This is a genomic window from Burkholderia sp. FW306-1C-G01B, assembly GCF_058781685.1.
Genome location: NZ_JBYSWZ010000009.1, coordinates 181845 through 208361 on the forward strand (window position 1 = coordinate 181845; position 26517 = coordinate 208361).

Genomic DNA, 26517 nt, shown 5'->3' on the forward strand with positions numbered 1-26517 from the left:
GCGGCCGGCCTCCCCGGTCAGTCGTCGCCGCCGCGACCGTCGAACACCCGCACGGCCGAATACGCGAACGCCAGCAGGAAACCGACCAGCACCAGCAAGGACAGCGGCACGGGGAATACATAGTGCCCAGACAGGCTTCCCCGCAACAGGTCCACGCCATACGCGACCGGGTCGACGTACGCGAGCGCCCGCAGCCAGGCCGGGACGTTGTCGAGCGGATAGATGGCGCCGGACAGAAAGAACATCGGCAGCAGGATCGTGTTCGTGAAGACCGGGAACGACGTGATCGCCGAGAGCCGGGCCGCGAAGCCGACGCCGAGCGCGGAAAACACGACCGCCGACAACGCCATCGCGAGCACGAACTTCACGAGGCTCGCCACCGTGAACGTCACGCCGACGAACGGCGCGAGCAGCAGCAGCAGGATCGCGATCACCATTGCCTGAAGCGCACCCGACAGGATCTTGCCGAACGCGATCGCATTGCGCGACACCGGCGCAACGAGCAGCGCCTTCAGAAAGCCGACCTGCCTGTCGACGACGATGCCGATCGCGGCGGAGCTCGAATTGAACAGCAGCGTCAGGATCACGATGCCGGGGTAGATGTACTTCTGGTACCCGCCGCTCCCGAAATGCGCGCCGGCGCTGGCGCTGAGGCCCGAGCCGAGCACGAACAGATACAGGAGCGGCTGCACCAGGCTCATCAGCACCCGGTTGCGATTGATCCACAGACGCTCGATGTCCAGAAAAATGATGCCGACGATGCCGTTCATGCGACGAGGCCCTCCTTCACGTTCTTTTTGCCGACCCTCTGCCCGTTGACGAGGCTGTGCCCGGTCAGCAGCAGGAACACGTCCTCGAGACTCGGCTCGCGCACCTCGACCTTCTCGACGCGCGCCGGCAAGTCCCGCACCAGATCCGGCACCATGTTCGACAGATTCCTGCCGGTGATGCACAGGCCGCTCTCGTCCGAGTCGACCGCATAGCCGCGCTCTACCAGCCAGTCATGGGCAAGCGCGTCGTTGTCGGTCGAGAGCTGGATGATGCCGCCGCCTACCTGCGCCTTGAGCGCCTGCGGCGTGTCGATCGCGACAATGCGGCCCTTGTCGATCAGCGCGATCCGGTCGGCGACGTCGGCTTCTTCCATGTAGTGCGTCGTGAAGAAAACCGTCTTCCCGGCGTCGGCCAGTTCGCGCACTTTCGACCAGAACAGCCTGCGCGCGGTGAGGTCGAGGCCGAGCGTCGCCTCATCGAGGCACAGAAGCGCGGGATCCGCGATCAGCGCCCGCGCGAGTTCCAGCCTGCGTCGCTGCCCGCCCGACAATTGCCGCGCCGGGCGATCGGCGACGTCGGTGAGTTCGAGACTGGCCAGGATCTCCTCGGTCCGCTGCCGCGCGATCGCGCGAGGCAGCCCGTAGAAGTGCGTCATCAGGTTCAGGTTCTTTCGAACCGACAGGATGTCGGCCAGCGCGGGCTCCTGAAAGACGATGCCGATATGGCGGCGCACCCACGCGCGCTCTTTCACCACGTCGCGGCCGTAAACCTCGAGCGCGCCCGAAGTCGGCTTGCGCAGGGTCGAGAGAATCGAAAAGAAGGTGGTCTTTCCGGCTCCGTTCGGCCCCAGCAATGCGAACATTTCGCCCGGGCGGACCGTCAGCTCGACTTCGTCGAGCACCACGAGATCACCGAACTTCTTGCTCAGTCCTCGTGCGGCAATGCTGTTTTGCTGCGTAGAGACACTCATCGCGATTCTCCGGAATCCGGGAGGGTTGGATCGATGCGCGCCGCCAGCCCGATGGCCGGGCATGATTCGCACGTCATGGGGATCAATTCAACCTCGCTTCTGGTTCGTTTGACAGCATTCCGAATAGACACCGATTTTCAACGACGAAAATCCGGAATTAATTTCGACGAGCCGCACTTCTATCATGCGAGTTTCACGCCTGTCAACAAACGACATGCTGCAAGATTTAACAGCCCCCTCGGGGCATTGATGAAAACATCAAGCAATTCAATGGGGATCGCCTTTCTTTCGATTGCGAAAGATATTTGAAAGAAACAGGCGTCGCCGTCATTTTTCGATCGAAATATATGGATCGAATAAAAATCCGAAACGATCTGCGAAATTAAATTGAAGGCTTCTCCGGATACCGAAACGGCCTGCCTAAGATAACAGTATACAATTCCGCACACTCCATGTATTAATCTCGTTGCAAAAGGCGACACCCCGCAATACGAAGATGCGCCTTGATTAATTTTTCAATGCGACACCAAAATCCGACGAAATTCGACCCTTTGTGAAAAACAGGAACTTTTGCGCCAATTCCAATCGTAACCGGGAATAATCCCGAAAACCATACAGCTTGCTTTCATCATGAGCGTTAATGATTCGCCACCTATTTCGGGGCGAATAGGTGCTGCACGCCCTGCAAAAAGGCAAGCGCCGTTGTAATTCCGGATTTTAATCCTGTTTGTACGGGTTAAATAGCCGTTTATATATCGATCGCAATTACGCCCCCGTTATTTTTTGAATGAGCGGGCTGCGGCGATTGGAACCGGATCAAGCATGCGAACCAGTTGAACAACAGGAGTTCGTTATGGATGTGCGTTGCAGTAGTCCCGCGTCGCCCGTGCACGAATCGCCCGTCGACCACGACATCTTCGGCAGCTCGATTTACTACCGGCTATTCCTCGAGGCGGAAACGGTCCGGTGGCGCATGGGCGACATACCGTGGTCGTCGATCGATATCCACAGCACCCCGCGGGCCTGGATCGCGCTGGCCAGAGAGATCGCCTATACCGAGCTCACACCGTTCAACGCAACTGCGCAGTATCTGCAGGATTACGCGAGCGACATCGATTTTACGCAGTGGGCAACGGTCTGGCTCTACGAGGAAATGAAGCATCCGCAGGCGATGATCCGGTGGCTGCACGAATTTGGCGAGACGGTCGACAGCCGCTTCGTGACGGAGGGCCGCAAGGTCGAGATCATCCCTTCGTTGATGGCGACGCTCGTCACGAACGTCTATGCGGAAGTGCTTGCCTGGTCGTTGTACATGCTGATCTCGAAGCGCTCGCCCGAGCCGGTGCTCGCGCAGGTGACCCGCCTGCTGGCCGGCGACGAGGCGCGTCACGCGAGCGGCTTTTATTCGTATGCGAAGAAGCTGCTTGCGAACTCGGACAAACCGGACCGCGAGCGGCTGACGGCGCTGAAGGTCATGTACTTCTGGGCCGAAACCAATCACCGGGTAGAGCATCCGGTCAACCTGTTCCTGCGACGGATGGCGGACCGCCCCGAAGTGCTGGAGGCGATTCCGCTCGCCGATTTCCAGGCCTGCGCGAAGAAGATGTACGCGCGTGTCTATCCGCTGCTGGGCAACCTGCTCGGCCTGCGGATCAACAATGTCGACGACGTGTACCTGCATCTGAAAACGCTGCGATAACCCAATCCCGACGAGGAATTCCAGCAAATGACGCAAGCCGAGCATACCCACGCAAGCGAGCAGTACATCTATTCGGTCGACGACAGCCAGTGCATCGCATGCGGCGCCTGCACGTCCCTCGTCCCGTCGTGCATGCGCATGGAAGGCGGTCTCGCCAGGATCTTCGCGCAGCCGGCCACCGACGAGGCACGCGCGGACATGACGGCCGCGTTCTTCAGTTGTCCCGCCGCGGCGATCCGGCGCACGCATGCCAGGCGTTGACGAGGCTCGCCGAGCGGACGGCGCGCCGCCGCGATCGCGCCCGCCTGATGACCGCAAGGCCGTCGCCTTGCCTAACGATCGAAGGATTTGCGATGCGTCCAACAGCATTACCCGGTGACGAACGCCTGATGAAGCTGTTCCGCAATGCCACCGAGGAACAGTGGGTGCCCGGCCAGACGTTCGAATGGAACGTCGAATGGGACTACGCGAACCCGTTGCGCATGGCAAGCCTCGAATACGAGATCAGCGACGGTGCGTTCTGGAGCAAGGTCGGCGACAGAGGCCGCGAGTCGCTGTCACGCGACTTCCAGGTTTGGCGGCTGTCGCAGATGCTGCACGCGGAGCTGGCCGCGCTCGACGTGTGCGCGAAACTCACGCAGCTTCACACGGACGTGCCGGCCAAGCTCTGCTGCACGTTGCAGGCGGCCGACGAGGCGCGGCACGTGCAGGTGTTCACGCGGCTTCTCGACGAAATCGGCTCGGCCCCGTTCCCGATCACGCCGTCGCTCGGGACGCTGATTGACCAGGTCGGGCGTGACAACCGGATCAGCTTCCTGTCGCTCGGCATGCAGATCCTGATCGAAGGGGTCGGCATCGGCGCGTTCCGGCGCATCAGCATCGCGACCGACTCGGCGTTCGTGCGCACGCTGTTCTCCTACATCATGAAGGACGAGGCCCGCCATTTCGCGCTGGGGCGCCTGATCGTCGGCGAGCCCGAGCGACTCAACGACGAAGTCGGTCCGGCCGAACTCGACGATTTCCTCGACGAAGCGCTCGCTCTACTCGACGAATACCTTCGCCCGACCGAGGTGCTGGCGCGATTCGGATGCTCGGCGGACCAGGCAAAGCAACTGATCGACGGGTCGTCGTTCGGCAAGCAGTTCCGCCGGACGGTATTCGGGCAGATCGGCAGGCCGGTGCTCGAGCTGGATCTCGACCCGCGCGCGAAGACTCGCCAACGCCTCGAGGCGTTGGCGGGGCTGGCCAGCTGACGCCGGCCGGCCAAACGCCGTTCATCCGTCATTCGATGTCAACCGACGCCGCACGCCTCGCGACGTCGTCCAATCTGCAAAGGGTCATCAAATGGGTCTTCTTCAGCGACTGCGGACAGCGAATGCCGAATTCGCGATGCAACTTCGCCATACCTGCCCGCCGGAGACGGTTCGCGGCGACGCCGCCGCGTTCGTCGACCTGCGGCCGGCCGACGACGACGTCGGCGGGCTGACTGGCGCGCTGTTCGGTATTCCGGACGGCGGACTGCTCGCGTGTGTCGCACCGGCGCCCGACGGCGGCCGCGTACTGTATCTCGACGCCGCCGCGTACCGGAGCGCGATCGCGCTGCGCTCGTCCGGCGACGGCGACAACGCGCTCGGTCAGCTCTCCATCGCCGATGACGCGAACCTCGTGGGGCAGCCGCTGACCGACGCCGAGCTGTCGCGCATTCGCGCCGGCTACCTGCTGCGCGTGATCGCGGAACTCGTCGGCGAGGCCGCCGAGGTCAAGCGGCAGACCGCGCGCTTCCTGATCGACAGGAAAAGCACGACCGGCGTCCTGATCGACCTGCCGGACGTTCGCACGCAGCTTTCGCATGTCCATGCGTGGCTCGACGTGCTCGAGGCCGCGCACGCCGAACTGACCGGGCGGCCCGCTTCGCCGGGCACGTGCGCGGAAGCCGAAGTCCTGCTGGTCGCCGCGCTCAGGAAACTGCAGATGTTCGCCAATCAGTGCGTTCAGCTGAACGGCGGTTGGGGCTACATCGAGCGCAATCCGGTCGCCGCGTTCTACCTCGACCTGAATGCGGCTCGTCCGTTGCTGCGGATCAGCGCGACCGGCCCGGGCACCCCGATCGACTGGACCCAGCCGTTCGTCGCGGCCACCGACGACGAGCACGCGTTCCGCGCGACCTTCGCCGAGTATCTGCACGAACGGGTCACGCCCGTGTTCGACGCATGGGAGGCCAGCGGCCGCATTCCACGCGACGGATTCGAGGAACTGGGCAAGCGCGGCTACCTCGGGCAGGCGTGCCCGCGAGAATGGGGCGGTGGCGGCGCCGGCATGATTCGGCACATGCACATGACCGAGCAGATGATGCTCGACAATCTGTTCGGACTGACGGTCAGCACGATGCTGATCGCGAATACGGTCGTGCCGATCCTGACACGCTACGGCTCGGAGGACCTGAAGGACCGCTTCCTGCCGGCGATCGCGGCCGGCCGCACGATCCCCTGCCTCGCGGTGACCGAGAGCGGTAGCGCCGGGGCGATGGTGACCACGCTCGCGACGACCGCAGACGATCGCGGCGACCATTGGGTCGTAAACGGCGACAAGCATTACATCACGAACTCGCCCGCCGCCGATGTCGCGTTCGTGCTCACGCGCACGACGCGCGGCGCCGACGCGCAGGGTCTCACGCTGCTGTGCGTGTCGATGGACCTGCCGGGCGTCGAGATCGTGGAGAAATACGCGAAGCTCGGCGCACACGCGTCGGAAACCGGGCATATCCGGTTTACCGACGTGAAGGTGCCGAAGCAGAACACCGTCGGCTATGTCGGGTCCGGCCTGCTATACGTCGTCGACGTGATCGTCGAGGAGCGCGTGCTGATTGCGGCCGCCGCGGTTTCGTATGCGCTCTACTGCCTGAACCGTACGCTCGCGCAGTTGCCCGCGCGGAACGACGCGGCGGCGCTCGCGGATCTGCGCTGCGAGGCGGCGGCGCTGCGCGTGCGCTGCTGGCAAACGGCACGGCGCGCGGCGGCGCGCACGTCGATTTCCACCGACGCGGCGATGCTCAAGTACCTGTGCGGCGATTTCGTGCGCGACTGCATCGATGCGTGCGAAGACGCGCTGCTCGCGGGTCGCCGCGCGCCGGGCGACATCGCGTGGCTTCAGCGCGCGCGCCTCGACGGCCGCGTGATGAGCCTCTTCACCGGCGCGTCCGGCGTCATGAAGGACTACTACAGCCGGCGCGTGAGCGCAGGCCTGCGGCTGCATGCGTCCGCGTGAGCGGGCCTGCCCGCCCTTCGACGTTCGAACCGCGCTTTCAGGAGATCCAGCACCATGGCCCTTGCCAGCATGTCCCCGTCGTCCCGCGCCGAGCCCGGCAGCCCTGAGTCCGTGCTCGGCAGCGCGCGCTTCTACCATCTGTTCGACCAGGCCGAATCGGTGCGCTGGAAGATATCGGACCTGCCGTGGGAGCGGCTCGACCATTCGCTCGTCTCGGACGAGCTGCTGGACGTGGTCACCGAGATTGCGATGTCCGAGCTGACCACGTGGTCGGCCTCGCGGATGTTCCTCGAGAAATTCCACGACGACGTCGATTTCACGCAATGGGTATCCGTCTGGATGTACGAGGAGACCAAGCACCCGTACGTGCTGATGCGCTGGCTCGAGCTGGCCGGGCGTTCGTTCGACGCGGACTTCGTCGCGTCCGGGCGCGCGACCGAGCCGTTCATCCGTTCCCGCGTCGGCACCCTCGTGATGAACATCCTGTCCGAAATCGAGGCGTCGTCGATCTACATGCGGCTGTCGAAGGCCGTACGGGAACCCGTGCTGAAGACCATCACGCGATTGCTGTCGTCGGACGAGGCGCGCCACTCCGGCAGCTTCTACGTGTATGCGAGCAAGATGATCGCGTGCTCGAATCGGCCGCGCACGGAACGGATCGAGGCGCTCAAGGTCCTGTACTTCTGGCTCACATCGCTGCGCGACGTGCAGCACCCGGTTGCAATCGTGTCGCGCCTCGTGTCGGGCCTGTCCCGGGAGTCCGACGAACTGCCGGGCGTCGACGATCGCGGGCTGATCGATGCGCGGATGCGCTCGGTCATCGGCACGCTCGTCGGCATCTCGCTCGACAGCGCGGACGACGTGATGGAACAGATCCGCCGGCTCGCGCTCGGCTGAAGCGCCAGGTTCGCCGGTTTTCACGCAATCTCATCCTCCTTCGCCACATGACACCCGAATCGATCGTAGAGGTCCTGCAACAGCACGCGGCATCCCGCCCGAATCAGCTCGCGATGCAGCACTATGACGCGCACCTCGAACCGATCGCCGGGTTGACCTACGGCGATCTCGTCGTGTCGATGCAGAAAACCGCGGCCCGGCTCGCGGACCGGGTTCGGCCCGGCGACACCGCACTCGTCGCGATGAAGTACGGCATCGACTACCTCGTCGCCCTGCTCGCGATCCTGTCGCTCGGCGGCGTGGCGATCCCGGGCATGCCGGCGAACCGCCGCTCGTCGCAGCGCCTCGAAGCCATGCTGCGGGTCGGGCAGTCGGTCGCGATGCTGCACGACGGGCTGAACGATTTCACCGAAGGCATCCTCGCGCGCCACGACGTGCATGCGCTGGACCTGTCCGCGCCGGCGCAGGCCGGCGGGACCGTGCCCCCCGTGCGGCGGATCCCGGGCGAGGCCGCCGCGCTGCTGCAGTTCACTTCCGGCTCGACGGCGACGCCCAAGGGCGTGCTCGTCTCGCACGCCAACATCGTCGCCAACCAGATCGCGATCGCGAAACACTTCGGCCATCGCGACGGCCTGCGTCTGCTGGGCTGGCTGCCGCTCTTTCACGACATGGGCCTGATCGGCAACGTGCTGCAGCCGCTGTTCCTCGGCGGCACCGCGCTGATGCAGTCTCCGCTCGACGTCGTGTCGAAGCCGGCGAGCTGGCTGAAGCTGATCGAGCGGACACGCGCGCACACGAGCGGCGGCCCGAATTTCATCTACGACATGTGTGTGCGGCGCGTGTCGGCGGACGAAGCGGCGAGCCTGGATCTGAGCGCATGGGAAACCGCGTACAACGGTTCGGAACCGGTGCGGCGCCACACGCTGGAGCGATTCGCGGAAAAATTCCGCGCATCCGGCTTCAGGGCCACGTCGATCTTTCCGTGCTACGGGATGGCCGAAGCGAGCCTGTTCGTCTCTGGCCACCGCTTCTTCGGGACGGATGGCGGCACGGCGGCGCCGGCGACGGATTCCACGGGTACGCTTGTATCGTGCGGCCCGATCGATGCGGAGACAACGATCGTGGTCGCCGATCCCGTGTCGCTCGCGCCGCTCGACGATGGCTCGACCGGCGAGATCTTCATCTCCGGTCCGTCGGTGGCGAGCGCCTACCGTGACGAATACGGCATCCGGACCGCGCCGTTCGCATACCGCTTCGCGGCCCACGAGGGCCGGCTGTTTCACCGCACGGGGGACCTCGGCAAGATCGAACGCGGGCAACTGTTCGTGACCGGGCGCCGCAAGGACACGATCAAGATTCGCGGCGTCACGTATCACGCCGAGGACGTCGAAAGCATCATCGAGCGTGAGTGTCCGCAGATCGACGATCACACGGTCTGCATCGTCGGCCTGCCCGCCGCGAACGGCGACGAGACGGTCGCGGCCGTCGTCGAGATCTCGCGAACGACCGCCTCGTCCGCGCGAAGCACGCTGGTCTCGCAGATCCGCGAGGCCGTCTCGCTGCACGCGGGCGTCAGCGTCGCGAGGGTCTGCTTCGTCCTGCGCGGCTCGTTGAGCCGGACGTCGAGCGGAAAATTCATCAGATCGCTATGCAGGGAAAGCCTCGCCGACGGAAGTCTGGCGATCATCGATGAACTTCAGGAAGTGTAGCCACCAAACCAAGGAGCGGGAGAATGACTGAACGTGAACAGATGACGGAAAAACTGGCGGCGGAACTCGCGCGCCTGCTTGACGTCGAGAAGCTGGACACCAATGCGACGATTGCCGGCATGGGCTGGGATTCGATGATGCTCGTCGAGCTGGCGATCGCCGCCGAGGTCGTCTATGAACGACGCATCGACCTCGAGAAGCTGCAGGTCGATTTCGACATGAAGCTCGGCGACATCTTCAATAAGGTGGACGAACTGATGCGCGAGACGGAACCGGCCGGGCCGGTCGCGGAATAGCCGTCACCCGCCCGGGCGCGGGCGGGCCCCTCGCCGCCCGCCGCGGCGTCAGGCCGGCGCGCCCACCAGGATCGCGGCGTTGCCGGGAGACAGCCGGTTCTGCGCCATCAGCTCGTGCGCATCCGGCAGCGCATCCCATGCGAACGTGCGGGACAGGCACGGCTCGACCTTGCCGCGCTCGACCAACCGGTTCGCTTCGGCGGCCTGCTTCATGTGCGCGAAATGGGAACCCTGGATGCGCTTCTGGTGCATCCATACGTAGCGGGCGTCGAAGGTCAGCTTGTAGCCGGTCGTGCTACCGCAGAACAACACCGTGCCGCCGCGCTTCACCAGGTAGCACGACAGCGGGAAAGTCGCCTGCCCCGGATGCTCGATCACCACGTCGACGTTCTCCCGCCGCCCGAGGCAATCCCAGATCGCCTTGCCGAAGCGCCGCGCCTCGCCGAGCCAGGCGTCGTAGCGCGGCGTCTGGACGTCGGGCAACTCGCCCCAGCAGTCATACCGGCTGCGGTCGATGACGCCCTTCGCGCCGAGCCCGGTCACGAATTCGCGGCGCGCTTCGCTGGACACGACGCCCACCGCCTCCATCCCGCTCAAGCGGCAGAGCTGCACCGCGAACGCGCCGACGCCGCCCGCGGCGCCCCACACCAGCGCGGCGCCGCCCGGCCGCATGCCCGGCGCATGCTGGCCGAACAGCATCCGGTAGGCGGTCGCGAGCGTCAGCATGTAGCAGCCGGCCTCGGCCCAGCCCAACCCGGCCGGCTTCGGCAGCAGCTGGTTCCGATGCACGCGCGTGTACTGCGAGAACGAGCCGTCCGGCGTCTCGAACCCCCAGATCCGCTGGCTCGGCGACAGCATCGGATCGCCGCCGTTGCACTCCTCGTCGTCGCCGTCCACCTGATTGCAATGCACGACCACGTGGTCGCCGACCGCCCAGCGCCGGACGTTGCGTCCGACCGCCCAGACGATGCCCGACGCGTCCGAGCCGGCGACGTGGAACGGATGCCCGTGAATGCCGAGCACCGATTGCGGCATGCCGGCCGCCGCCCACACGCCGTTGTAGTTGAGCCCCGCCGCCATCACGTAGACCAGCACCTCGTCGTCGCCGATCGTCCAGACCGGCACCACTTCCCTCTGGAACGCGCGGTGCGGCGGCCCGTGGCGATCCGCGCGAATCGTCCATGCATGCATGAGATGCGGCACGCCACCGAGCGGCGGCATTTCGCCGATGTCGTACAGCGCCTTGATCGTTTCCCGGCTCATGACGTCTCCTTCGTTGTTGTGCGTACGCGCCGTGTCACGGCTGCGTCGAGCGTTCGGCGCGCGGGGCGGCGGCCTGGACCACGACGTGCACGCGCGTCGCCGCGCGCCGGGCATGGCGGTTGGCCGCCAGCGTGACGATCAGCGCGGCCAGTTCGCACAGCCCGCCGATCGCGCCGATGTCCGCCACGGAGCTGTACGCGACGATGAACGACCCGAGCGCCGCGCCGAGCGCGAAGCCGAGATACGTGAACGACGAATTGAGCGACAGCGAGACCGGCGCGACGTCGAGGCCGGCGATGCCGATCAGCTTGGTCTGCTGGGCCGGGTTGAACGCCCAGCCGGCCGCGCCCCACGCGGCGATCGCGGCCAGGATCGCGACGCGTGCATGCGCCGGCTCCAGGTGCAGCGCGCTGGCGGTCAGGCTCTCGTACGACAGCATCATCACGACCAGGCAGACGATCAGCACCTTGCCGCTGCCGAGGCGGTCGATCGCACGGCCGCTGATGAACACGCCGATGCCGGCGAACACGCCGTACAGCAGCAGCACGGCGCCGACTTCCGCGTCGCTGAAGCCGGGGCGGCCCGTCAGGAACGGCGCGAGATACGGGTAGATGGTCCAGATGCCCGCGGCCCACAGGGTCGTGATGAGCAGCGTGACCAGCACGGCGGGCTGCCGCCCGACTGCCACGCGCTGCGCGAGCGACGGCACCGACAGGTTCGCGCCGATCCCGCGCGGCAGGCCCGCCACCACCCCGAGCGTCACGATCGCGGACAACACGCCGATGCCGGCGAATGTCGCGCGCCAGCCGAAGTGGCCGCCGATCCACGCGCCGAGCGGCACGCCGAGCGCGACGGCGATCGTGATCCCGCCATGGACGGTCGCGAGCGCGCGCCCCCTGCGCTCCGGCGCGACGAGCGAGCCGGCGAGCGCATTTGCGCTCGGCATGTACAGGCCGGCCGACACGGCCAGCAGCACGCGCGCGGCCAGCAGCGACAGATAGCCGGGCGACGCGCAGGCCGCGAAGTTGGCCGCGGAGAAGCACAGCAGCGCGACGATCAGGAAGCGCCGTCGATTGACCCCCGCGCTGACCGTCGTCAGGATCGGCGAGCTGATCGCATAGGAGATCGAAAAGACGGTGACGAGCTGCCCCGCCGCCGCGAGGCTGACGGACAGATCCTTCGCGATGATCGGCAGCAGCCCGGCGAGCATGAATCCTTCGGTGCCGATCGCAAAGGCGCCCAGCGCCAGGAAATACAGCGATGCGTTCTGTTTCAGTTCGGCGGCTGACGCCATGAAATCGTCTCCCTGCTGATGAATCCGGATAGTGGGCGCGCTCGCGCGCCGCCGGTGTTCGCCCGCGCCGGCCTGACGGCGCGGCGCGGGGAAACCGGGTCTGCATGGTGCCGCGCCACGGCGGCGCGCGCCCGCCTGCTGCTTGCGCGGGCGCGTTGCTTCAACGCGCGGTCGACGAGCTGGACGGGCTGAATACGTCCTGGCCCGTCTGCACGTGGCTCCACGTGAACTGCGCGTTCGACTGCGCGAAATGCCACAGCGCGGAAATGGTCGGCACCTGGTTCTGCGTGCGGCACAGACCCGACCACGACGTCACCGTGCCGTAGTTGCCCCAGTTCACCGCGAACGACACCAGCGTGACGTTGTCCAGGCCGTTCTGCGCCGGTGCGGTGTTGGTCCAGCCGACCAGCGGGAATTGCTGGCCGCTCGTGCCCGACGGCGACCGGTAGGTGCCGGTGATCGCGCCCGTCACCGGATCGACCGACTGGATGTTCATCGTCGAGCCAAGCTGGTTGCCCCACGAGCCGACCAGGCTCGCGCACGACGGCGTGCCGGCCCAGGCCGGCGCCGGCATCATGCCCAGCATGAGAGCGGACGAGGACAGCGCACCGACGGTCGCGAACGACATGAGCATCTTTTTCACTTTTTCATCTCCTTGGTCATGAATGTGCGGATCGTTGCTCCCCGCTACCGCTCCGCACGAACGGCAGCGTTCGCCTGCAATTCGGGTGCGCCCGCCAGTCCCGGCCGGGCGCACGTCACCGACGTCAGGCCGGCTGGGCCAGCGCGAGCCGCGCCAGCACCACGTCGACCACGCTGCGGGGCGCGTCCTTCACGAAGTAATGCCCGCCGTCGATCTCGCGCACGTCGACCGCGCCCGCGAAGTGCTGCCGCCACGCGTCGATCTCGGCGGCGGTGACGACGTGGTCGTGCGTGCCGCCGAGGATCGTCGCGGGCACCGCCAGCGGCGCGCGCCCCTCGTGGACATAGGAGTTCAGCAGCGCGATCTCGGCCCGCAGGCTGGGCAGGAACACGTTCAGCAGTTCGCTGTCCGCGAGGACCTGTTCCGGAATGCCGCGCAGGCGCTTCAGCCCCTCGATGAATTCCGCTTCCGGCAGGCCCGCGATGTCGCCAACAGGGTTGTGCAGGTGCGGCGCCGGATACGCGGCCAGGAACAGGTGCTCCGGTGCGGGCGCCCCCGCGTCGCGCAACGCATGCGCAAGCCCGAACGCCAGCAGCGCGCCGAGGCTGTGCCCGTAGATCGCGTACGGTGCGTCGAGACGCGGCAGCAGCGCATCGCGCAACGCGTCGACCAGCGCCGGATAGCGGGAATGCGCCGCTTCGGCGTGGCGCGGCGGCCGGCCCGGAAGCTGCAGCGCCTGCAGTTCGATCTCCTCGGGCAAGTGCCGGATCCAGCCGGAAAACACCGAGCCCAGGCCGCCGAGGAACGGGATGCAGAAGATCCGCAGACGCGGCGCGCGCGACGGCCGCGGCACGAGAAACCACTTGCCCGCCTCCGCCGCCGGCGCGGCAACGGTCTGCGCCGGCGGCGTTGCATCGGCCGGACGGTCCGATGCGCCGAGCTGCTGCGTCAGGAACTCGGCGAGCGCGTCGATCGTCGGATGACGCCACAGCACCGCGGACGACAGCGGCAGGCCTACCTCGCTCTCGATCCGGTTGCGCAGTTCGAGGCCCGTCAGCGAATCCAGCCCGGCCTGCGGAAAGGTCGTCGCGGGCGTCAGCGCGGCTTCCGGCACCCGCAGCACCGCGGCGGCATGCCGGCGCAAAAGGGCCTGGATCAGCTCGCGCCGCATCGCCGGCGGCGCGTCCTTGAGGCGCGCCTGCGCCGCGCCGTGGCCCGGCCGCGCGGCGGCGCCGTCGCGCACGATGTCGAAGCGAGGCTGCGCCGCCACCGCGGGCGACGCGTCGAGCCAGCGCGCGGCGTCGAACGGGAACACGCCGACCACCGGCTCGTCGCGCTTCATCAGCATGCCGAGGTAGCAGTGCGACTCGCCGGTCGTCAGGCTGGCCGCGCCACGCTCCGCGAGGCGCGCGCCGCGGTCGCCGCGGGCCGCCGCAAGACCGGCGTCCGAGAACGGTCCCCACTGGAGGCTGAGCGCCGGCAGGCCCTGCCCGCGCCGCCACGCGGCGAGCGCATCGAGGCACGCGTTCGCCGCGGCATAGCTCGTTTGCGACGGCGAAGGCAGCAAGGTCGCCGCCGACGAATAGACGACGAAATGATCGAGTGCGCGCCCGGCGGTCAGCTCGTGCAGGTGCCATGCGGCGTCGGCCTTCGGGCCCAGCACGCGCCGGTACGCGTCCGGCGTCTGGGTGTCGACCAGCGCGTCGTTCAGCACGCCGGCCAGGTGATACACGCCGCGCAGCGGACCGAAGCCGGCGTCGATCGCGTCGAGTTCGCGTGCGAGGTCCGCGCGCGACGCCACGTCGATCGCGACCGTCCGCACCTCGGCGCCCTGCCGCCGCAATTGCTCGGCCTGCGCCTGCGCCGCCGCGCCCGCGGCCGAGCGCCCCATCAGGACGATCCGCCGCGCGCCGTTCGCGACCAGCCAGCCGGCGAGCGCCGCGCCGAGGCCGCCGGTGCCGCCCGTGATCAGGTGGGTGCCGCGCAGCAGCGGCGCCGGCCCGCCCGGCTCGGCGACGACGAGATCGGGGTCCTGCATGGCCAGCGCCAGCTTGCCGACGTGCTGCGCCGCCGCCATCTGCCGGAACGCGTCGGCGGCGCGGGACACCGGCAGCACCGTGGTCGGCAGCGACGCGAGCTCGCCCTGCGCGAACGCGTCCAGCACCCGCCGGAACAGCGCGGCGAACTGCTCGGGCCGTTCCCGCTGCAAGCCGCCCAGGTCGATCGCCACGAAGCGGAGCCGCTTCTTGAAGTGGCGCATCGACAGCCGGCCGTCCTCGTAGATGTCTCGCTTGCCCAGCTCGAGGAACCAGCCGTCGGCGGCCAGCACCCGCAGGTTCTGCTCGATCGCCGCGCCCGCGAGCGAATTGAGCACCACGTCGACCCCGCGCCCGCCGGTCGCGTCGAGCGTCGCGCGCTCGAACGTCGCGTTGCGCGAATCGAACACGTGCCGCACGCCGAGCTCGCGCAGCAACTGGCGCTTGGCTTCGCTGCCGGCCGTCGCGATCACCTCCGCGCCGAGCGACAGCGCGAGCTGCACGGCCGCCAGCCCCGTGCCGCCCGTCGCCGAATGGATCAGCACGCGCTGCCCCGCGCGCAGCGACGCGACCTCCTTCAGCGCGTACCACGCGGTCATCGATGCGATCGGCAACGCGGCCGCCTGCGCCGCCGACAGCGTGTCGGGCTGCGGCGCCACCAGCGCCGCGTCGACGCACGCGTGGCTCGCGAAGCAGTGCGCGCCGATCGCGACCACCCGCTGCCCGACCGCCACGGTCGACACGCCCGGGCCGACGCGCGACACGATCCCGGCGCATTCGCTGCCGAGTGCGACCGAGCGCTCGTCGTCGGCGAGGAAGAAGCCCATCGCACGCATCACGTCCGCGAAATTGAGCGCGGCCGCGTCGATCTCGATTTCCACCTCGCCGGCCCGCGGTTCGACGCGCGGCGTCGCCCGCAGCTTCATCGAACCCAGCACGCCCGGCCGGTCGATCTCGACGCGATAGGGTTCGCCGGCCAGCCGGCTGCCCGGCTCGCGCTCTTCGCCGAGCGGCCGGCGCGCCAGCCTGCCGACCCAGCGCGCCGCGCGCAGCGCGACTTCCGTTTCGGCGGACCCGCCGGCAAGCTCGTCGGCCAGCCGCTCCGCCTGCGCGTGCGCGTCGCACGGATCGACATCGATGCACCGCACGTGCCATTCCGCGTGCTCCGCCGACAGCGCGCGCGCCAGCCCCCAGAGGCCGGCATCGCCCAGTGCCGCCCGGGCCGGCGCGGACTGGCCGGCGACGGCCTGCGCGCCGGCCGACACGAAGCTCAGGCGCGGCGCCTCGCGGCCGTCGAACGCGGCAAGGACGGCCTGCACGAGGCGGAGCGCATCGATGCTCGCCTGCATCGCCGGATCGCCGCCAGCGTCGCCCGCGAGCGCACGCTCGACGCTGTCGCCGATCCAGACGATCGAGCGCGTGCCGTGTCCGTCCGATTCCGCCCACGCGCGCAATGCGACCGCCGGAAACGGCATGCCGTCGTCGGGCCTCCAGTGCAGCAGCGCAGCGCCGCCGAGCCGCGCCCGCAGCCGCTCCAGCCACGCGCCGGATGCGTCGCGGCAGGCGGCCACGATCAGCCAATCGCGCGGCGCGGCTTGCGTCTCGGCCGGCAACGGCTGCTCGATCCATGCCTGGCCATGCAGCCAGCGACCCTGCGCGGGCAGCGCCGCGTCGGCGCGCTCGGGGCTCAGCGCGCGCAGCCCGACGATTCGCGCCACCACGCGGCCCGCCGCGTCCCACACGACCAGATCAGCCGTCGACGCGTCGCCGTCGAGCGCGCGCACCCCGTGCACCCAGGCGGGCGCGCCCGCGCCGGCGGCGATCGTCGCCCGTTCGACGGAGACCGGCACCCGGGCCGGCTCGCCGTGCCGGAAGCCGAGCCACGCCAGCCCGTGCAGGCATGCATCGAGGTTGAATGCGTCCGGCTGCGCGGCGCCGCCGTCGGCCAGCCTCGCGACGAACGCATCGTCCGCCCACCAGAGCCGCTCGACGCAGCGAAACCGCGGGCCGTATTGCAGCCCCATCCCGTCGAGCGCGTCATACAGCGTCGCGCCGTCCACCTCGTCGCGCATGCGCGCCTGCGCGTCGGCGAACCCCGGCTGCGCGCCGTCGTCCGCCGGGCCGCTCGCGCGGGTCACGCGGGTCACGCGGCCGCCCGCATGCTCGACCCAGCGGTCGTCGCGCTCGCTGTCGCGACTGCTCACGCGCCAGCCGGCCGCGTCGGGCGATTCGTCGACCAGCACGAGCTGCAGCGGCCGCGGCTCGGTCGCCTCGTCAGGCAATGCCAGCACTTGCCGGAACACGACGTCGGTGACCGCCAGATCCTGGTCCGGCCAGCGCGCCAGCGCGGCCTGCAGCGCCAGCCGCAGGAACCCCGTGCCAGGCAGCAGCGCGCTGCCGTCGATGCGATGCTGCGCGACGAGCGGATGCCCGACGCTCAGCCAGCCGTCGGCCACCAGGGTGCCGGCCTGGCACGCGATCGCGCGCGCGGCGCCGAGGATCGCGTCGGTGTGCCCGTCCGCGCCCGCCGCGCGCCGATAGGCGGGCAGCGGAAACTCGACGTGCTCCCAGCTGCGCGGCGGAATCTCGGCCACCCGGCCGGGCGCGCGCTCGACGTCGAGGCGCGCGCCGTGCGCGAACAACCGGCCGGCGGCCAGCAGCGCCGTGCGTGCCTGCGGGGCATCGTCGTTCATCGCGCATGCGACGCAGCCGTCGACGCCCGCCTGTGCCAGCGCATCCTCGATGGAGGCGCTCAGCGCCGGACGGGGCGAGATTTCCAGGAACAGCCGGTAGCCGCGCGCGATCAGTTTTTCGAGCGTCGGGTAGAGCAGCACCGGTTGCCGCAGATTGGCGGCCCAGTAGTCGGGCGTCAGCGTCGCGCCGTCGATCTCGTCGGCCGTCACCGTCGAATACAGCGGGATCTCCGCCGCGCGCGGCGAAATGGCGGCCACTCCGGCCTTCAGCGGCGCGAGCAGCGGCTCCATGAACGCGCTGTGCGACGCGTAGTCGACCCGCAGCCTGCGGCAGAACACGCCGCGCGCCTGCCACGTGCCGACGAGCGCATCGATCTCGGCTTCCTCGCCGGACACGAGCGTCGACGCCGGCCCGTTGCACGCGGCGAGGGTCACGGCCCGGCCTTCGGCCGCGACCTGCGCCTCGACTTCCGCGCGGCTCATCGCGAGCATCGCCATCGCACCACCCTTTGCCGAGACGCCGAGGCGGCTGCGCTCGCACATGATGCGCGCGGCATCGTCGATCGACAGCGCGCCGGCGACGGCCGCCGCGCTCACCTCGCCCATGCTCTGCCCGACGACCGCGTCGAAGCGCACGCCGAGCGCCCGCAGGTGGGCGGCCAGCGCAACCGCGACCGAGAACAGCAGCGGCTGGACGGTGGCCGCGTCGAGCGCCGCGAAGGCCGCTTCGCCGGCGGCGAGCGCGTCGCGCATCGCGCGCCCCGAATGGCGCTCGACCGCCTGCGCGCACGCGTCGAATCCACGCGCGAACGCGGAGCTCGTCGCGATCAGTTCGCGCCCCATCCCGACCCATTGCGCGCCTTGCCCGGAAAACACCGCGACGACGCCGCGCTCGCCGGGCAGCCGCTCGCCGCGCATGACCTCCGCCGGCGCCGCGCCGTCCGCGAACGCGTTCAGTTGCGCCGCGAGTTCGGCCGCGTCGCAGCCCGCGACCGCGATGCGCAGCGCGCCCGGATTGCGCCGCGCGCGTGCCGTGTGGCAGAGCTCGCGCCACTGCGCGGGCGCATCGGCGAGACGGCGCGCGAAGCGCCGCGCCTGGTCGCGCAGCCCCGCCTCCGACGCGGCGCTCAGGAACACGGCATCCGCGTCGCCGGGCAGGGGCGCCGCGGCCGCGGCGGGCGACGGCGGCTGCTCGATGAGCGCGTGCGCGTTCGTGCCGCTGAAGCCGAACGAGCTGACGCCCGCGATCCGGCTGCCGGACGGGTTGAGCGGAAACGGCGTGGGCACCGTCGGCACCTGCAGCCGCTCGGCCTCCCAGTCGAAATGCGGATTGAGTCCGTTCAGGTGCAGGTTCGGCGGAATCGTCGCGTGCCGCAGCGCGAGCACCGCGCGCAGCAGCCCGGCCAGTCCCGCGCCCGCTTCGAGGTGACCGATGTTGGTCTTCGCGGAGCCGACCCACAGCGGTGACGCGCGATCGATGCCGTAGGCCGCCGCAGCAGCGGAGAGTTCGATCGGATCGCCCAGCTCGGTCCCGGTGCCGTGCGCCTCCAGGTAGCCGACGTCGCTCGGGCTCAGTTTCGCGCGCGACAGGCACGCGCGCAGCAGCTCGGTCTGCGCGAGCCGGTTCGGCGCGGTCAGCCCGTTGCTGCGCCCATCCTGGTTGAGCGCCGTCTCGCGCACCGACGCGAGGATCCGATCGCCATCCCGCAGCGCATCGCCCAGCCGCTTCAGGACCAGTACGACGCAACCTTCGCCGCGCACGTAGCCGTCCGCGTCCGCCGAGAACGCGCGGCACCGCCCGCTCGGCGACAGCGCATTGAGCTTCGCGAGCGCCACCGAGGATTCCGGGCCGGCGCTCACGTGCACGCCGCCCGCGAGCGCGATGCGCGTCTCGCCCTTGCGCAGCGCCTGGCATGCCAGGTGCAGCGCGACCAGCGACGACGAGCAGGCGGTGTCGATGCTGAGCGCCGGCCCCTGGAAGCCGAACGTGTAAGCGAGCCGCCCGGACGCGGTGGCGAGCGACGCGCCGGTTGCCGAGTAGGTGTCGGCGGACTCGGTCGCGAACCGGTGCACGAAATCGTTCGCGCAGATCCCGACGTAGACGGCGGTGTCGCTGCCACGCAAGCCGTCGATGTCCAGCCCCGCGTGGTCGAGCGCCTCGTACGACACTTCGAGCAGTTGGCGCTGCTGCGGCTCCATGCGCTCCGCCTCCCGCGCGGAGAGGCCGAACGCGGCCGGATCGAAACGGTCCGCGCCGTCCAGCACGGCCATCGCGTCGCTGTATACCTTGCCCGCCGCATTGCGATTCCGGTCGAACAGGCCCGGGGCGTTCCAGCGCGCCTCAGGCAGCCCGGATACCGCATCACCGCCGCTTGCCAGCAGCGCCCAATAACTGTCGAGATCGACGACGCCGCCCGGCAGCCGGCAAGCCGCCCCGACGATCGCGATCGGCTCCGAGCGCTCGCGCTCGACCGCCTCCAGCTTGAGCCGGCTGCGTTCGAGCGCCGACAGCGCGCGCAACAGCGAAGCATCAGCACCCATTGCCGTCATCACAGATGTCCTTCCAATGCAGAGATTTCCCGTTCGAGCCGGGCGACCAGTTCGTCCGCGGACAGGTCGGTCCGCGCGGCCGGCGCGGGCGCTGCGCCCGTCTTGTCCGTCTTGTCCGTCTTGTCCGTCTTGTCCGTCTTGTCCGTCTTGTCCGTCTTGTCCGTCTTGTCCGTCTTGTCGTCGTCGCCCGCCAGCGCTGCGAGATGCGCGGCAAGCGCCTCGATGCTCGGGTAGTCGAACGCGATCGTCGGCGCGAGGCGCCGGCCCGTGAGCGCGCATAGCTCATTGCGCAGTTCCATCGCCATCAACGAATCGAGGCCCAGGTCGCGCAACGACATCCGCACGTCGAGCCGCGTCGACGGCCGGGTGCCGGTCACCTTGCGCACCGCCTGCTCGACCAGCGCGCGCGGATCGACGTCGCGCTCCGGCGCGGCGGCGGCCGGCGACGATGCGGCCGGCGGGCGCACGACGTCCGCCAGCAGCGACGGGCGCACGACGCGCGCCTGCGCGAGCGTCGCCCAATCGGCCGCGATCACCGCGACCTGGCTGTCGGGGGCGCGCAGCAGCCGCGCGAGGCTGGCCATGCCGCTCGCCGGCTTCAGCAGGAACTGGCCTTGTGCGCGCAGCCGGCGCAGCGCGGGGGCCTCCATCGAGCCCGCCATGCCGGCGCCGCTCCAGCCGCCCCAGTTGACGGCAAGGGCCGGCAGGCCGAGGCGGCGGCGGTGCTGGACCAGCGCGTCGAGATAGCCATTGGCCGCCGCGTAGTTGCCCTGGCCCGCTGCGCCGAGCGTCGACGCGATCGACGAGTAGACGACGAAGAAGTCCAGCGGCGCCCGCGCGGTCCGCTCGTGAATCCAGCGTGCACCGTCCGCCTTGGGCGCGATCACGCGGCCGTAGCGCATCTCGTCGAGCTCGCTCAGCGGCGCGTCGTCGAGCGTGCCGGCGGCGTGCAGTACGCCCCGCAGCGGCGGCCAGCCGTCCGCGAGCGCGGCGAACAGGCTATCGACATCCGCCTCGACGCCGACGTCGGCAGGCGTCCAGCCGCACCGCACGCCGCGCGCCGACAGGTGTTCGAGCAGCGCGTCGAGCGCCGCGTTGCGGGTGCGCGAGGCCAGCATCAGGTGCCTGGCGCCGCGCTCGACCAACCATTGCACGGCTTCCCGGCCGAGCGCGCCGCTTGCGCCGGTGACGAGGTAGGTCGCGCCGGCCGGCAACGCATCGGCGTCGTCGTCGGCGACGCGCAGCACGACCTTGCCCACGTGACGGCCCTGCGCCATCGTGCGGAACGCCGTGCGAGCGGCGCGCAGCGGATGGACCGTGCGCGGCAGCGGCTGCAGCTCGCCGCGCGCGAACATCGCCTGCAGCTCGCTGAACAGCGCCTCGATCCGGTCGCCCGGCACGTCGGCGATGTCGAACGGCAGGTAGCGCGCGCCCGGATGATGCGCGGCGACGCGCGCCGGCGGCCAGATCTCCGCCTTGCCCATTTCCAGGAAGACACCCGACGGGCACAGCGCGCGCAGGCTTTCCGGGATGAAGTCGCCGGTCAGCGCGTTGAGCACGGCGTCGACGCCGCGGCCGCCGGTTCTCGCGAGAATCTCGTCGGCAAATCCCAGGCTGCGCGAATCGAAGCGATGCTCGACGCCCAGCCGCTCCAGCACACCGCGCTTGCCCGCGCTCGCGGTGGCGAACACCTGCACGCCCATGCGTTGCGCCAGCTGGACCGCCGCGAGGCCGACGCCCGTGGCGGCGGCGTGAATCAGGATGCGCTGGCCGCGCGCGAGACCGCCGAGCGTCGTCAGCGCATGGTGCGCGGTCAGGAAGGCGACGGGCACGGTGGCCGCCGCCTCGAACGACCAGTCGTCGGGCATCCGCGCCACGTAGCGGGCGTCGACGACCGCATGCGACGCAAAGCTCCCGTCGGCCATCGCCATCACGCGGTCGCCGACCCGCAGCGTCGTCACGCCATCGCCGATCGCGGTAACCACACCGCTCAACTCGCCGCCGATGCCGTTCGCGCTCGCCGGCAGCTTGCCGAGCACGCGCAGTACGTCGCGGAAATTGAGGCCGGCGGCGCGCACCGCGATCGCGACCTCCCCGCGTTCCGGCCCCGGCGTCGCGCAGGCGGCCAGCGCCAGCGACTCCAGCCGGCCGTCTGCCGCCGCCGCGAGCCGGTACGACGCCGCGGACGGCACGGCCAGGCTGTCGTCGCCGGCAGCCATCCGCAGCCGCAACGCGTAGCGGCGCGCACGCAGGCACACATCGGTCTCGCCGTCGGTGCGCCACAGCTCCGGCCACAGCGCGTCCGCCGCCGCGTCGTCCGGCAGGCCGCGCGCCAGGTCGACGTTGGTGCAGCGCAGGTCCGGGTACTCGACCGCGAGCGTGCGCCCCAGCGCCGCGATCGCGCCGGCCGCCGGGACGCCCGGCTCCGGATCGTCGGCCGGCGACCACGCGCCCGCGGTCACGAGCCAGAGCTTGAACCCCGGCGCCAGCGGCGCCGCGGCGAGCGCGACGGCCAATGCGCCGACGCGCGCGGCCACGCCGGCGATCACCGCGCTGCCGGCCGCGACGTCCAGCTCCGGCACGACGCGCAGCGCGCCCCGCAACGGGCCGGGCGCGTCGCGCAACGCGTCGGCGATCGCGTCGCGCCCCGCCGCCTCGTCGACGCGCACGAACGTCATGCCGGCGCCGCCGCGCGCGAACCTTGCCTCGAGCGCGGCGCAGCGCGCGGGCGTGCCGACGAGCAGCCAGACGCCCGCCGGATCCTCCGGCCCGACGGCTGCGTCGACCGGCGTCCATTCGATCGCGTGCTCGGTCGGCTCCGCCGCCTCGGGCACCACGTCGAGCGCCGGCTCCGCGAGGCGGCGCAGCGTCATGCCGCGCACCTCCATCACCGGCGCGCCGTCGTCCGTGAAAAGGCGCAGCGTCGCACGGATCGTGTCCGGCTGCGCGTCGCCATCGCGGTCCAGCCAGACGGCCAGCCGCGACGCGGCGAACGGCCGGGTACCGCGCGACAGCACGACCTCGTCGAACGCGAGCGGCACGAAGGCCCCGTCGCGCAGTTGATAGACGAGGCACGCGGCGCTCGCCTGTAGCGCGGCGTCGAGCAGGCCGGGATGCACCGCGAGCCCGTTGGTCGTCCCCTGGTCGACCAGGGTCGCCTCGGCGCGATGCGCGCCGTGACGCACGTCTGCGAGCGCCTGGAAACTGCCGCCGTAGCCGAGCCCGCGCCGCGCGAATTGCGCGCGCAGCGCGGCGCCGCCCAGGTGCCCGACGAGCGCGTCGTCGGCGGCGTCGAACGGCGGCGCTCCGGCTTCGCGCGCGACCGGCGCCAGCTCGCCACGCGCATGCTCGGTCCAGCCCGCTTCTGCGCGCGCGGCGTCGCCCCGGCTGTGGATCGCGAAGCGGCGCGCACCGTTCGCCGGCGCGGAGACGACCAGCTGGATCACCCGGGTCTCGTCCTCGGCGAGGCGCAGCGGCGCGCTCAACACCATGTCGCGCACGCCCGTCGCGACGCCGTCGCCCAACGCGTCGCACGCTTCGAGCGCGAGGCTCAGGTAGAAGCTGCCCGGCACCAGGATCGCTCCGGACAACCGGTGGTCGCGCAGGAACGCGTGGCTGCGCGCGCTGCAACGCTGCTCGAACACGATCGTGCCGTCCGCGACGTCGACCCGCGCGCCGAGCCCGGACACCGCGACGCCAGGCGCACCGCGCGCGGTCTCGGCATCGTCCGGTTCGACCCAGTAGCGCTTGCGCTGGAACGGATAGGTCGGCAACGCGACCTTGACCGGCCGGTCGACGCGATGCAACGCTGCCCAGTCCAGCGCCGCGCCGCGCACGTACAGCGCCGCCGCGCTCTCCAGCATCTGCTCAACCTCTCCGCGTCCGGGGCGCAGGCTCGCCAGCAACACCATCTCGCTGTCCAGCCCCAGCGTCTGACGCGCCAGCGCCGTCAGCGTCGGACGCGCTCCGATCTCCAGCACCACATCCACGCCCTGCGCCGCCAGCGCCTCGATCCCCACGCCGAACCGCACCGGCGCGCGCGTATGCTCGACCCAATACCCCGCCGTCCCCACTTCCGCGCCCGCCATCGCGCCGCTCACGTTCGACACCAGCGGCAGTTGCGGCACCGACAGCCGCGTCGCCTTCAGCACCTCCTCGTACGCCTCCAGCATCGGCTCCACCAGCGGCGAGTGAAACGCGTGCGAGCCCGGCAGCAGATCCGTGCGCACCCCGTCCTGCGCCAGCCGCGCACGCAGCTCCTCGATCTGCGCCGACGTCCCCGCCACCACCTGCTGCGACGGCCCGTTCAGCGCGGCGATCACCAGCCCGCCGCCCTGCTCCGCCAGCCGCTCGCGCAGCGTCGCCGCATCCAGCATCACCGACAGCATCGCCCCGCCTTCGCAACGGCCCTGCATCAGCCGCCCACGGCTCGCCACCAGCTTCAGCCCCGCCTCCAGCGTCAGCACCCCCGCCGCCTGCGCCGCCATGTACTCGCCCAGGCTGTGACCCATCACCACCTGCGGCGTCACACCCCACTCCTCCCACGTCCGGCGCAGCGCATACCCCAGCGCGAACAGCGCCGGCTGCGTGTAGTCCGTGCGGTCCAGCAGCGCCGTCGACGCCCCGAACAGCACCTCCAGCAGCCCCACCTCCAGCTCGCCTTCCAGCAGCCTCGCGCAATCGTCCAGCGCCGCCCGGAACACCGGCTCGCGCTCGTATAGCTCACGGCCCATCCCCGCGTATTGCGAGCCCTGGCCCGTGAACAGCATCGCCACCCGCGGCCGGCGGTTCCGGTACACCCCGCGCAGCAGCGCCGGCTGCTCGCCGCCCTCGCCGAATGCGCGCAGCCGCGACACCAGCTCCGAGCGCTCGCGCACGACCCACGCAGCGCGCTGCTCGAACGCGCTGCGTCCCGTGTTCGCCGTGTAGCAGATCGACGCCAGATCCGCCGAGCCCTGCTCCACGAACGACGCGTAGCGCGTCGACAGCGCGCGCAATGCCTCCTCGCTGCGCGCCGACAGCGTCAGCACCTGCGCGCCGCGGCCCGCGACCGCCGCTTCGCGCGCCACCTCCGGCGCCGATTCCAGAATCGCGTGCGCATTCGTGCCGCTGAAACCGAACGAACTCACGCCGATCATCTTCAGCGGCGCGTCGTTTTCCGTCAGGCGCGTCGGCACCGCCAGCCCGCTGCTCGCCCAGTCGAAGCGGGGGTTCGGATCCGTGAAGTTGAGGCTCGCGGGTACCCGCTGGTGCTGCAGCATCAGCACCGACTTGATCAGCCCCGCGATGCCCGCGGCGGCTTCCAGATGGCCGATGTTGGTTTTCACCGAGCCAACCAGCAGCGGCCGCTGCGCGGTGCGCCCGCGCCCGTACACCTTCGACAGCGCGGCCAGCTCGATCGGGTCGCCGAGCGGCGTGCCCGTGCCGTGCGCCTCGACGTAGCCGATCGCGCCGGCCTCGACGCCGGCATCCTTCAGCGCGGCTTCCAGCAGGCGCTCCTGCGCCCGGCCGTTCGGCACGGTCAGCCCGCTGCTCGCGCCGTCATGGTTGATGGCCGTGCCGCGAATCACGGCCAGGATTCGGTCGCCGTTCGCGCGCGCGTCGTCGAGCCGCTTCAGCACGACCACGCCGGCCCCTTCGCCGCGCAGATAGCCGTCGGCCGCCGCGTCGAACGTGTGGCAGCGGCCGGTCGGCGACAGCGCCCGAATCTTGCAGCAGAACACCGTGGACAGCGGCGACAGCATCAACGCGACGCCGCCCGCGAGCGCCATGTCGCATTCGCCCATGCGCAGGCTCTGGCACGCCTCGTGGACCGCGACCAGGCTGGCCGAGCATGCCGTGTCGACGAGCATCGTCGGCCCCTCGACGCCGAGCACGTAGGCGAGCCGGCCTGCCGCGATGCTCGGCGTGTTGCCGAGCCCCGCGTACGCATCGACGCGCCGCGCGTCGCGACCGAACGCGAGCCGCTCGTAGTCGTGCCAGCTCACGCCCATGAAGACGCCGCACGACGCGCCCCGCACCGCGCTCGGCGCGATCCCGGCATGTTCGAGCGCTTCCCAGCCCACTTCCAGCAAGAGCCGCTGCTGCGGATCGAGGGACACGGCCTCGCGCTCCGAGATGCCGAAGAACGCCGGGTCGAAGCCGTCCACCGCGTCCAGGAAGCCGCCGCGCCGCACGTACATCTTGCCCGGCACCTCCGGATCGGGATCGAAGAAGTGCTCGACGTCCCAGCGGTCCGCCGGAATCTCCGTCGTCACGTCCCGGCCGTTCGACAGCACGTCCCAGAACGCGTCCGGGCCCGCGACGTCGCGCGGAAAGCGGCAGCCGATGCCGACGATCGCGAGCGGCTGGCGCTGGGCCCGCTCGAGTGCCTCGACCCGCTCCCGTGCGAGCTTGAGCGCCTGCGCGATCCGTTGCTGCGTTGTAGTCACC

15 protein-coding genes are annotated in these 26517 nt (G+C 70.0%); 8 read left to right on the top strand and 7 right to left on the bottom strand.

Annotated features, from left to right (window positions below):
• Positions 1-17: 17 nt before the first annotated feature.
• Positions 18-770 carry an ABC transporter permease gene (locus AC3WLY_RS19600; RefSeq protein WP_072439045.1) on the bottom strand — a complete coding sequence of 251 codons (753 nt, stop codon included), beginning with the start codon at positions 768-770 and terminating at the stop codon, positions 18-20.
• Positions 767-1675: an ATP-binding cassette domain-containing protein gene (locus AC3WLY_RS19605; protein ID WP_492310050.1), complete on the bottom strand. Its 909-nt coding sequence runs from the start codon at positions 1673-1675 to the stop codon at positions 767-769. The genes AC3WLY_RS19600 and AC3WLY_RS19605 overlap by 4 nt, the downstream gene beginning before the upstream one ends.
• Positions 1676-1774: 99 nt before the next feature.
• On the opposite strand from AC3WLY_RS19605, the gene AC3WLY_RS19610 reads away from it, so the two are divergent.
• The 8 genes from AC3WLY_RS19610 to AC3WLY_RS19645 all read left to right on the top strand — a co-directional run bounded on the left by AC3WLY_RS19610 (position 1775) and on the right by AC3WLY_RS19645 (position 9606).
• Complete coding sequence (locus AC3WLY_RS19610) at positions 1775-2050, top strand: hypothetical protein (RefSeq protein WP_175959326.1); 276 nt, start codon at positions 1775-1777, stop codon at positions 2048-2050.
• A 478-nt stretch (positions 2051-2528) separates the two neighbouring features.
• Positions 2529-3440, top strand: a complete 912-nt coding sequence (locus AC3WLY_RS19615; RefSeq protein WP_492310051.1) for a ferritin family protein — start codon at positions 2529-2531, stop codon at positions 3438-3440.
• Positions 3441-3467: 27 nt separating this feature from the next.
• Positions 3468-3701, top strand: coding sequence for a ferredoxin (locus AC3WLY_RS19620; RefSeq protein WP_072439052.1), 234 nt, complete (start codon positions 3468-3470; stop codon positions 3699-3701).
• A 92-nt stretch (positions 3702-3793) separates the two neighbouring features.
• Positions 3794-4693 (top strand): ferritin-like domain-containing protein, encoded by a 900-nt coding sequence (locus AC3WLY_RS19625; protein WP_492332704.1) that lies wholly within the window; start codon positions 3794-3796, stop codon positions 4691-4693.
• A gap of 136 nt (positions 4694-4829) precedes the next feature.
• Positions 4830-6704 carry an acyl-CoA dehydrogenase family protein gene (locus AC3WLY_RS19630; RefSeq protein ID WP_492310053.1) on the top strand — a complete coding sequence of 625 codons (1875 nt, stop codon included), beginning with the start codon at positions 4830-4832 and terminating at the stop codon, positions 6702-6704.
• 54 nt (positions 6705-6758) lie between these two features.
• Entirely contained in the window at positions 6759-7601 is an 843-nt protein-coding gene (locus tag AC3WLY_RS19635) for a ferritin family protein (RefSeq protein WP_175959330.1), read from the top strand.
• A gap of 47 nt (positions 7602-7648) precedes the next feature.
• Complete coding sequence (locus AC3WLY_RS19640) at positions 7649-9310, top strand: AMP-binding protein (protein WP_492310054.1); 1662 nt, start codon at positions 7649-7651, stop codon at positions 9308-9310.
• A 23-nt stretch (positions 9311-9333) separates the two neighbouring features.
• On the top strand, positions 9334-9606 hold the full coding sequence (locus AC3WLY_RS19645; RefSeq protein WP_175959332.1) for a phosphopantetheine-binding protein: 273 nt from the start codon (positions 9334-9336) through the stop codon (positions 9604-9606).
• Positions 9607-9654: 48 nt separating this feature from the next.
• Here AC3WLY_RS19645 and ccrA read toward each other — a convergent pair whose 3' ends face one another.
• The 5 genes from ccrA to AC3WLY_RS19670 all read right to left on the bottom strand — a co-directional run bounded on the left by ccrA (position 9655) and on the right by AC3WLY_RS19670 (position 26516).
• Positions 9655-10869, bottom strand: a complete 1215-nt coding sequence (gene ccrA / locus AC3WLY_RS19650; protein WP_492310055.1) for a crotonyl-CoA carboxylase/reductase — start codon at positions 10867-10869, stop codon at positions 9655-9657.
• A gap of 34 nt (positions 10870-10903) precedes the next feature.
• Positions 10904-12163 (bottom strand): MFS transporter, encoded by a 1260-nt coding sequence (locus AC3WLY_RS19655; protein ID WP_492310056.1) that lies wholly within the window; start codon positions 12161-12163, stop codon positions 10904-10906.
• A gap of 160 nt (positions 12164-12323) precedes the next feature.
• Entirely contained in the window at positions 12324-12806 is a 483-nt protein-coding gene (locus AC3WLY_RS19660; protein WP_310137418.1) for an avidin/streptavidin family protein, read from the bottom strand.
• Between the two features lie 124 nt (positions 12807-12930).
• On the bottom strand, positions 12931-20076 hold the full coding sequence (locus AC3WLY_RS19665) for an SDR family NAD(P)-dependent oxidoreductase (RefSeq protein ID WP_492332705.1): 7146 nt from the start codon (positions 20074-20076) through the stop codon (positions 12931-12933).
• Between the two features lie 8 nt (positions 20077-20084).
• Positions 20085-26516, bottom strand: a complete 6432-nt coding sequence (locus AC3WLY_RS19670; RefSeq protein ID WP_492332706.1) for a type I polyketide synthase — start codon at positions 26514-26516, stop codon at positions 20085-20087.
• Position 26517 lies beyond the last annotated feature (1 nt).

Excerpts from the sequence above, each read along its gene's own strand:
- AC3WLY_RS19665 (WP_492332705.1), bottom strand. The coding sequence starts at position 20,076 with ATGGGTGCTGATGCTTCGCTGTTGCGCGCGCTGTCGGCGCTCGAACGC.
- AC3WLY_RS19625 (WP_492332704.1), top strand. The coding sequence starts at position 3,794 with ATGCGTCCAACAGCATTACCCGGTGACGAACGCCTGATGAAGCTGTTC.
- AC3WLY_RS19615 (WP_492310051.1), top strand. The coding sequence starts at position 2,529 with ATGAGCGGGCTGCGGCGATTGGAACCGGATCAAGCATGCGAACCAGTT.
- AC3WLY_RS19635 (WP_175959330.1), top strand. The coding sequence starts at position 6,759 with ATGGCCCTTGCCAGCATGTCCCCGTCGTCCCGCGCCGAGCCCGGCAGC.
- AC3WLY_RS19610 (WP_175959326.1), top strand. The coding sequence starts at position 1,775 with ATGCGCGCCGCCAGCCCGATGGCCGGGCATGATTCGCACGTCATGGGG.
- ccrA (WP_492310055.1), bottom strand. The coding sequence starts at position 10,869 with ATGAGCCGGGAAACGATCAAGGCGCTGTACGACATCGGCGAAATGCCG.
- AC3WLY_RS19620 (WP_072439052.1), top strand. The coding sequence starts at position 3,468 with ATGACGCAAGCCGAGCATACCCACGCAAGCGAGCAGTACATCTATTCG.
- AC3WLY_RS19630 (WP_492310053.1), top strand. The coding sequence starts at position 4,830 with ATGCAACTTCGCCATACCTGCCCGCCGGAGACGGTTCGCGGCGACGCC.
- AC3WLY_RS19640 (WP_492310054.1), top strand. The coding sequence starts at position 7,649 with ATGACACCCGAATCGATCGTAGAGGTCCTGCAACAGCACGCGGCATCC.
- AC3WLY_RS19600 (WP_072439045.1), bottom strand. The coding sequence starts at position 770 with ATGAACGGCATCGTCGGCATCATTTTTCTGGACATCGAGCGTCTGTGG.
- AC3WLY_RS19655 (WP_492310056.1), bottom strand. The coding sequence starts at position 12,163 with ATGGCGTCAGCCGCCGAACTGAAACAGAACGCATCGCTGTATTTCCTG.
- AC3WLY_RS19645 (WP_175959332.1), top strand. The coding sequence starts at position 9,334 with ATGACTGAACGTGAACAGATGACGGAAAAACTGGCGGCGGAACTCGCG.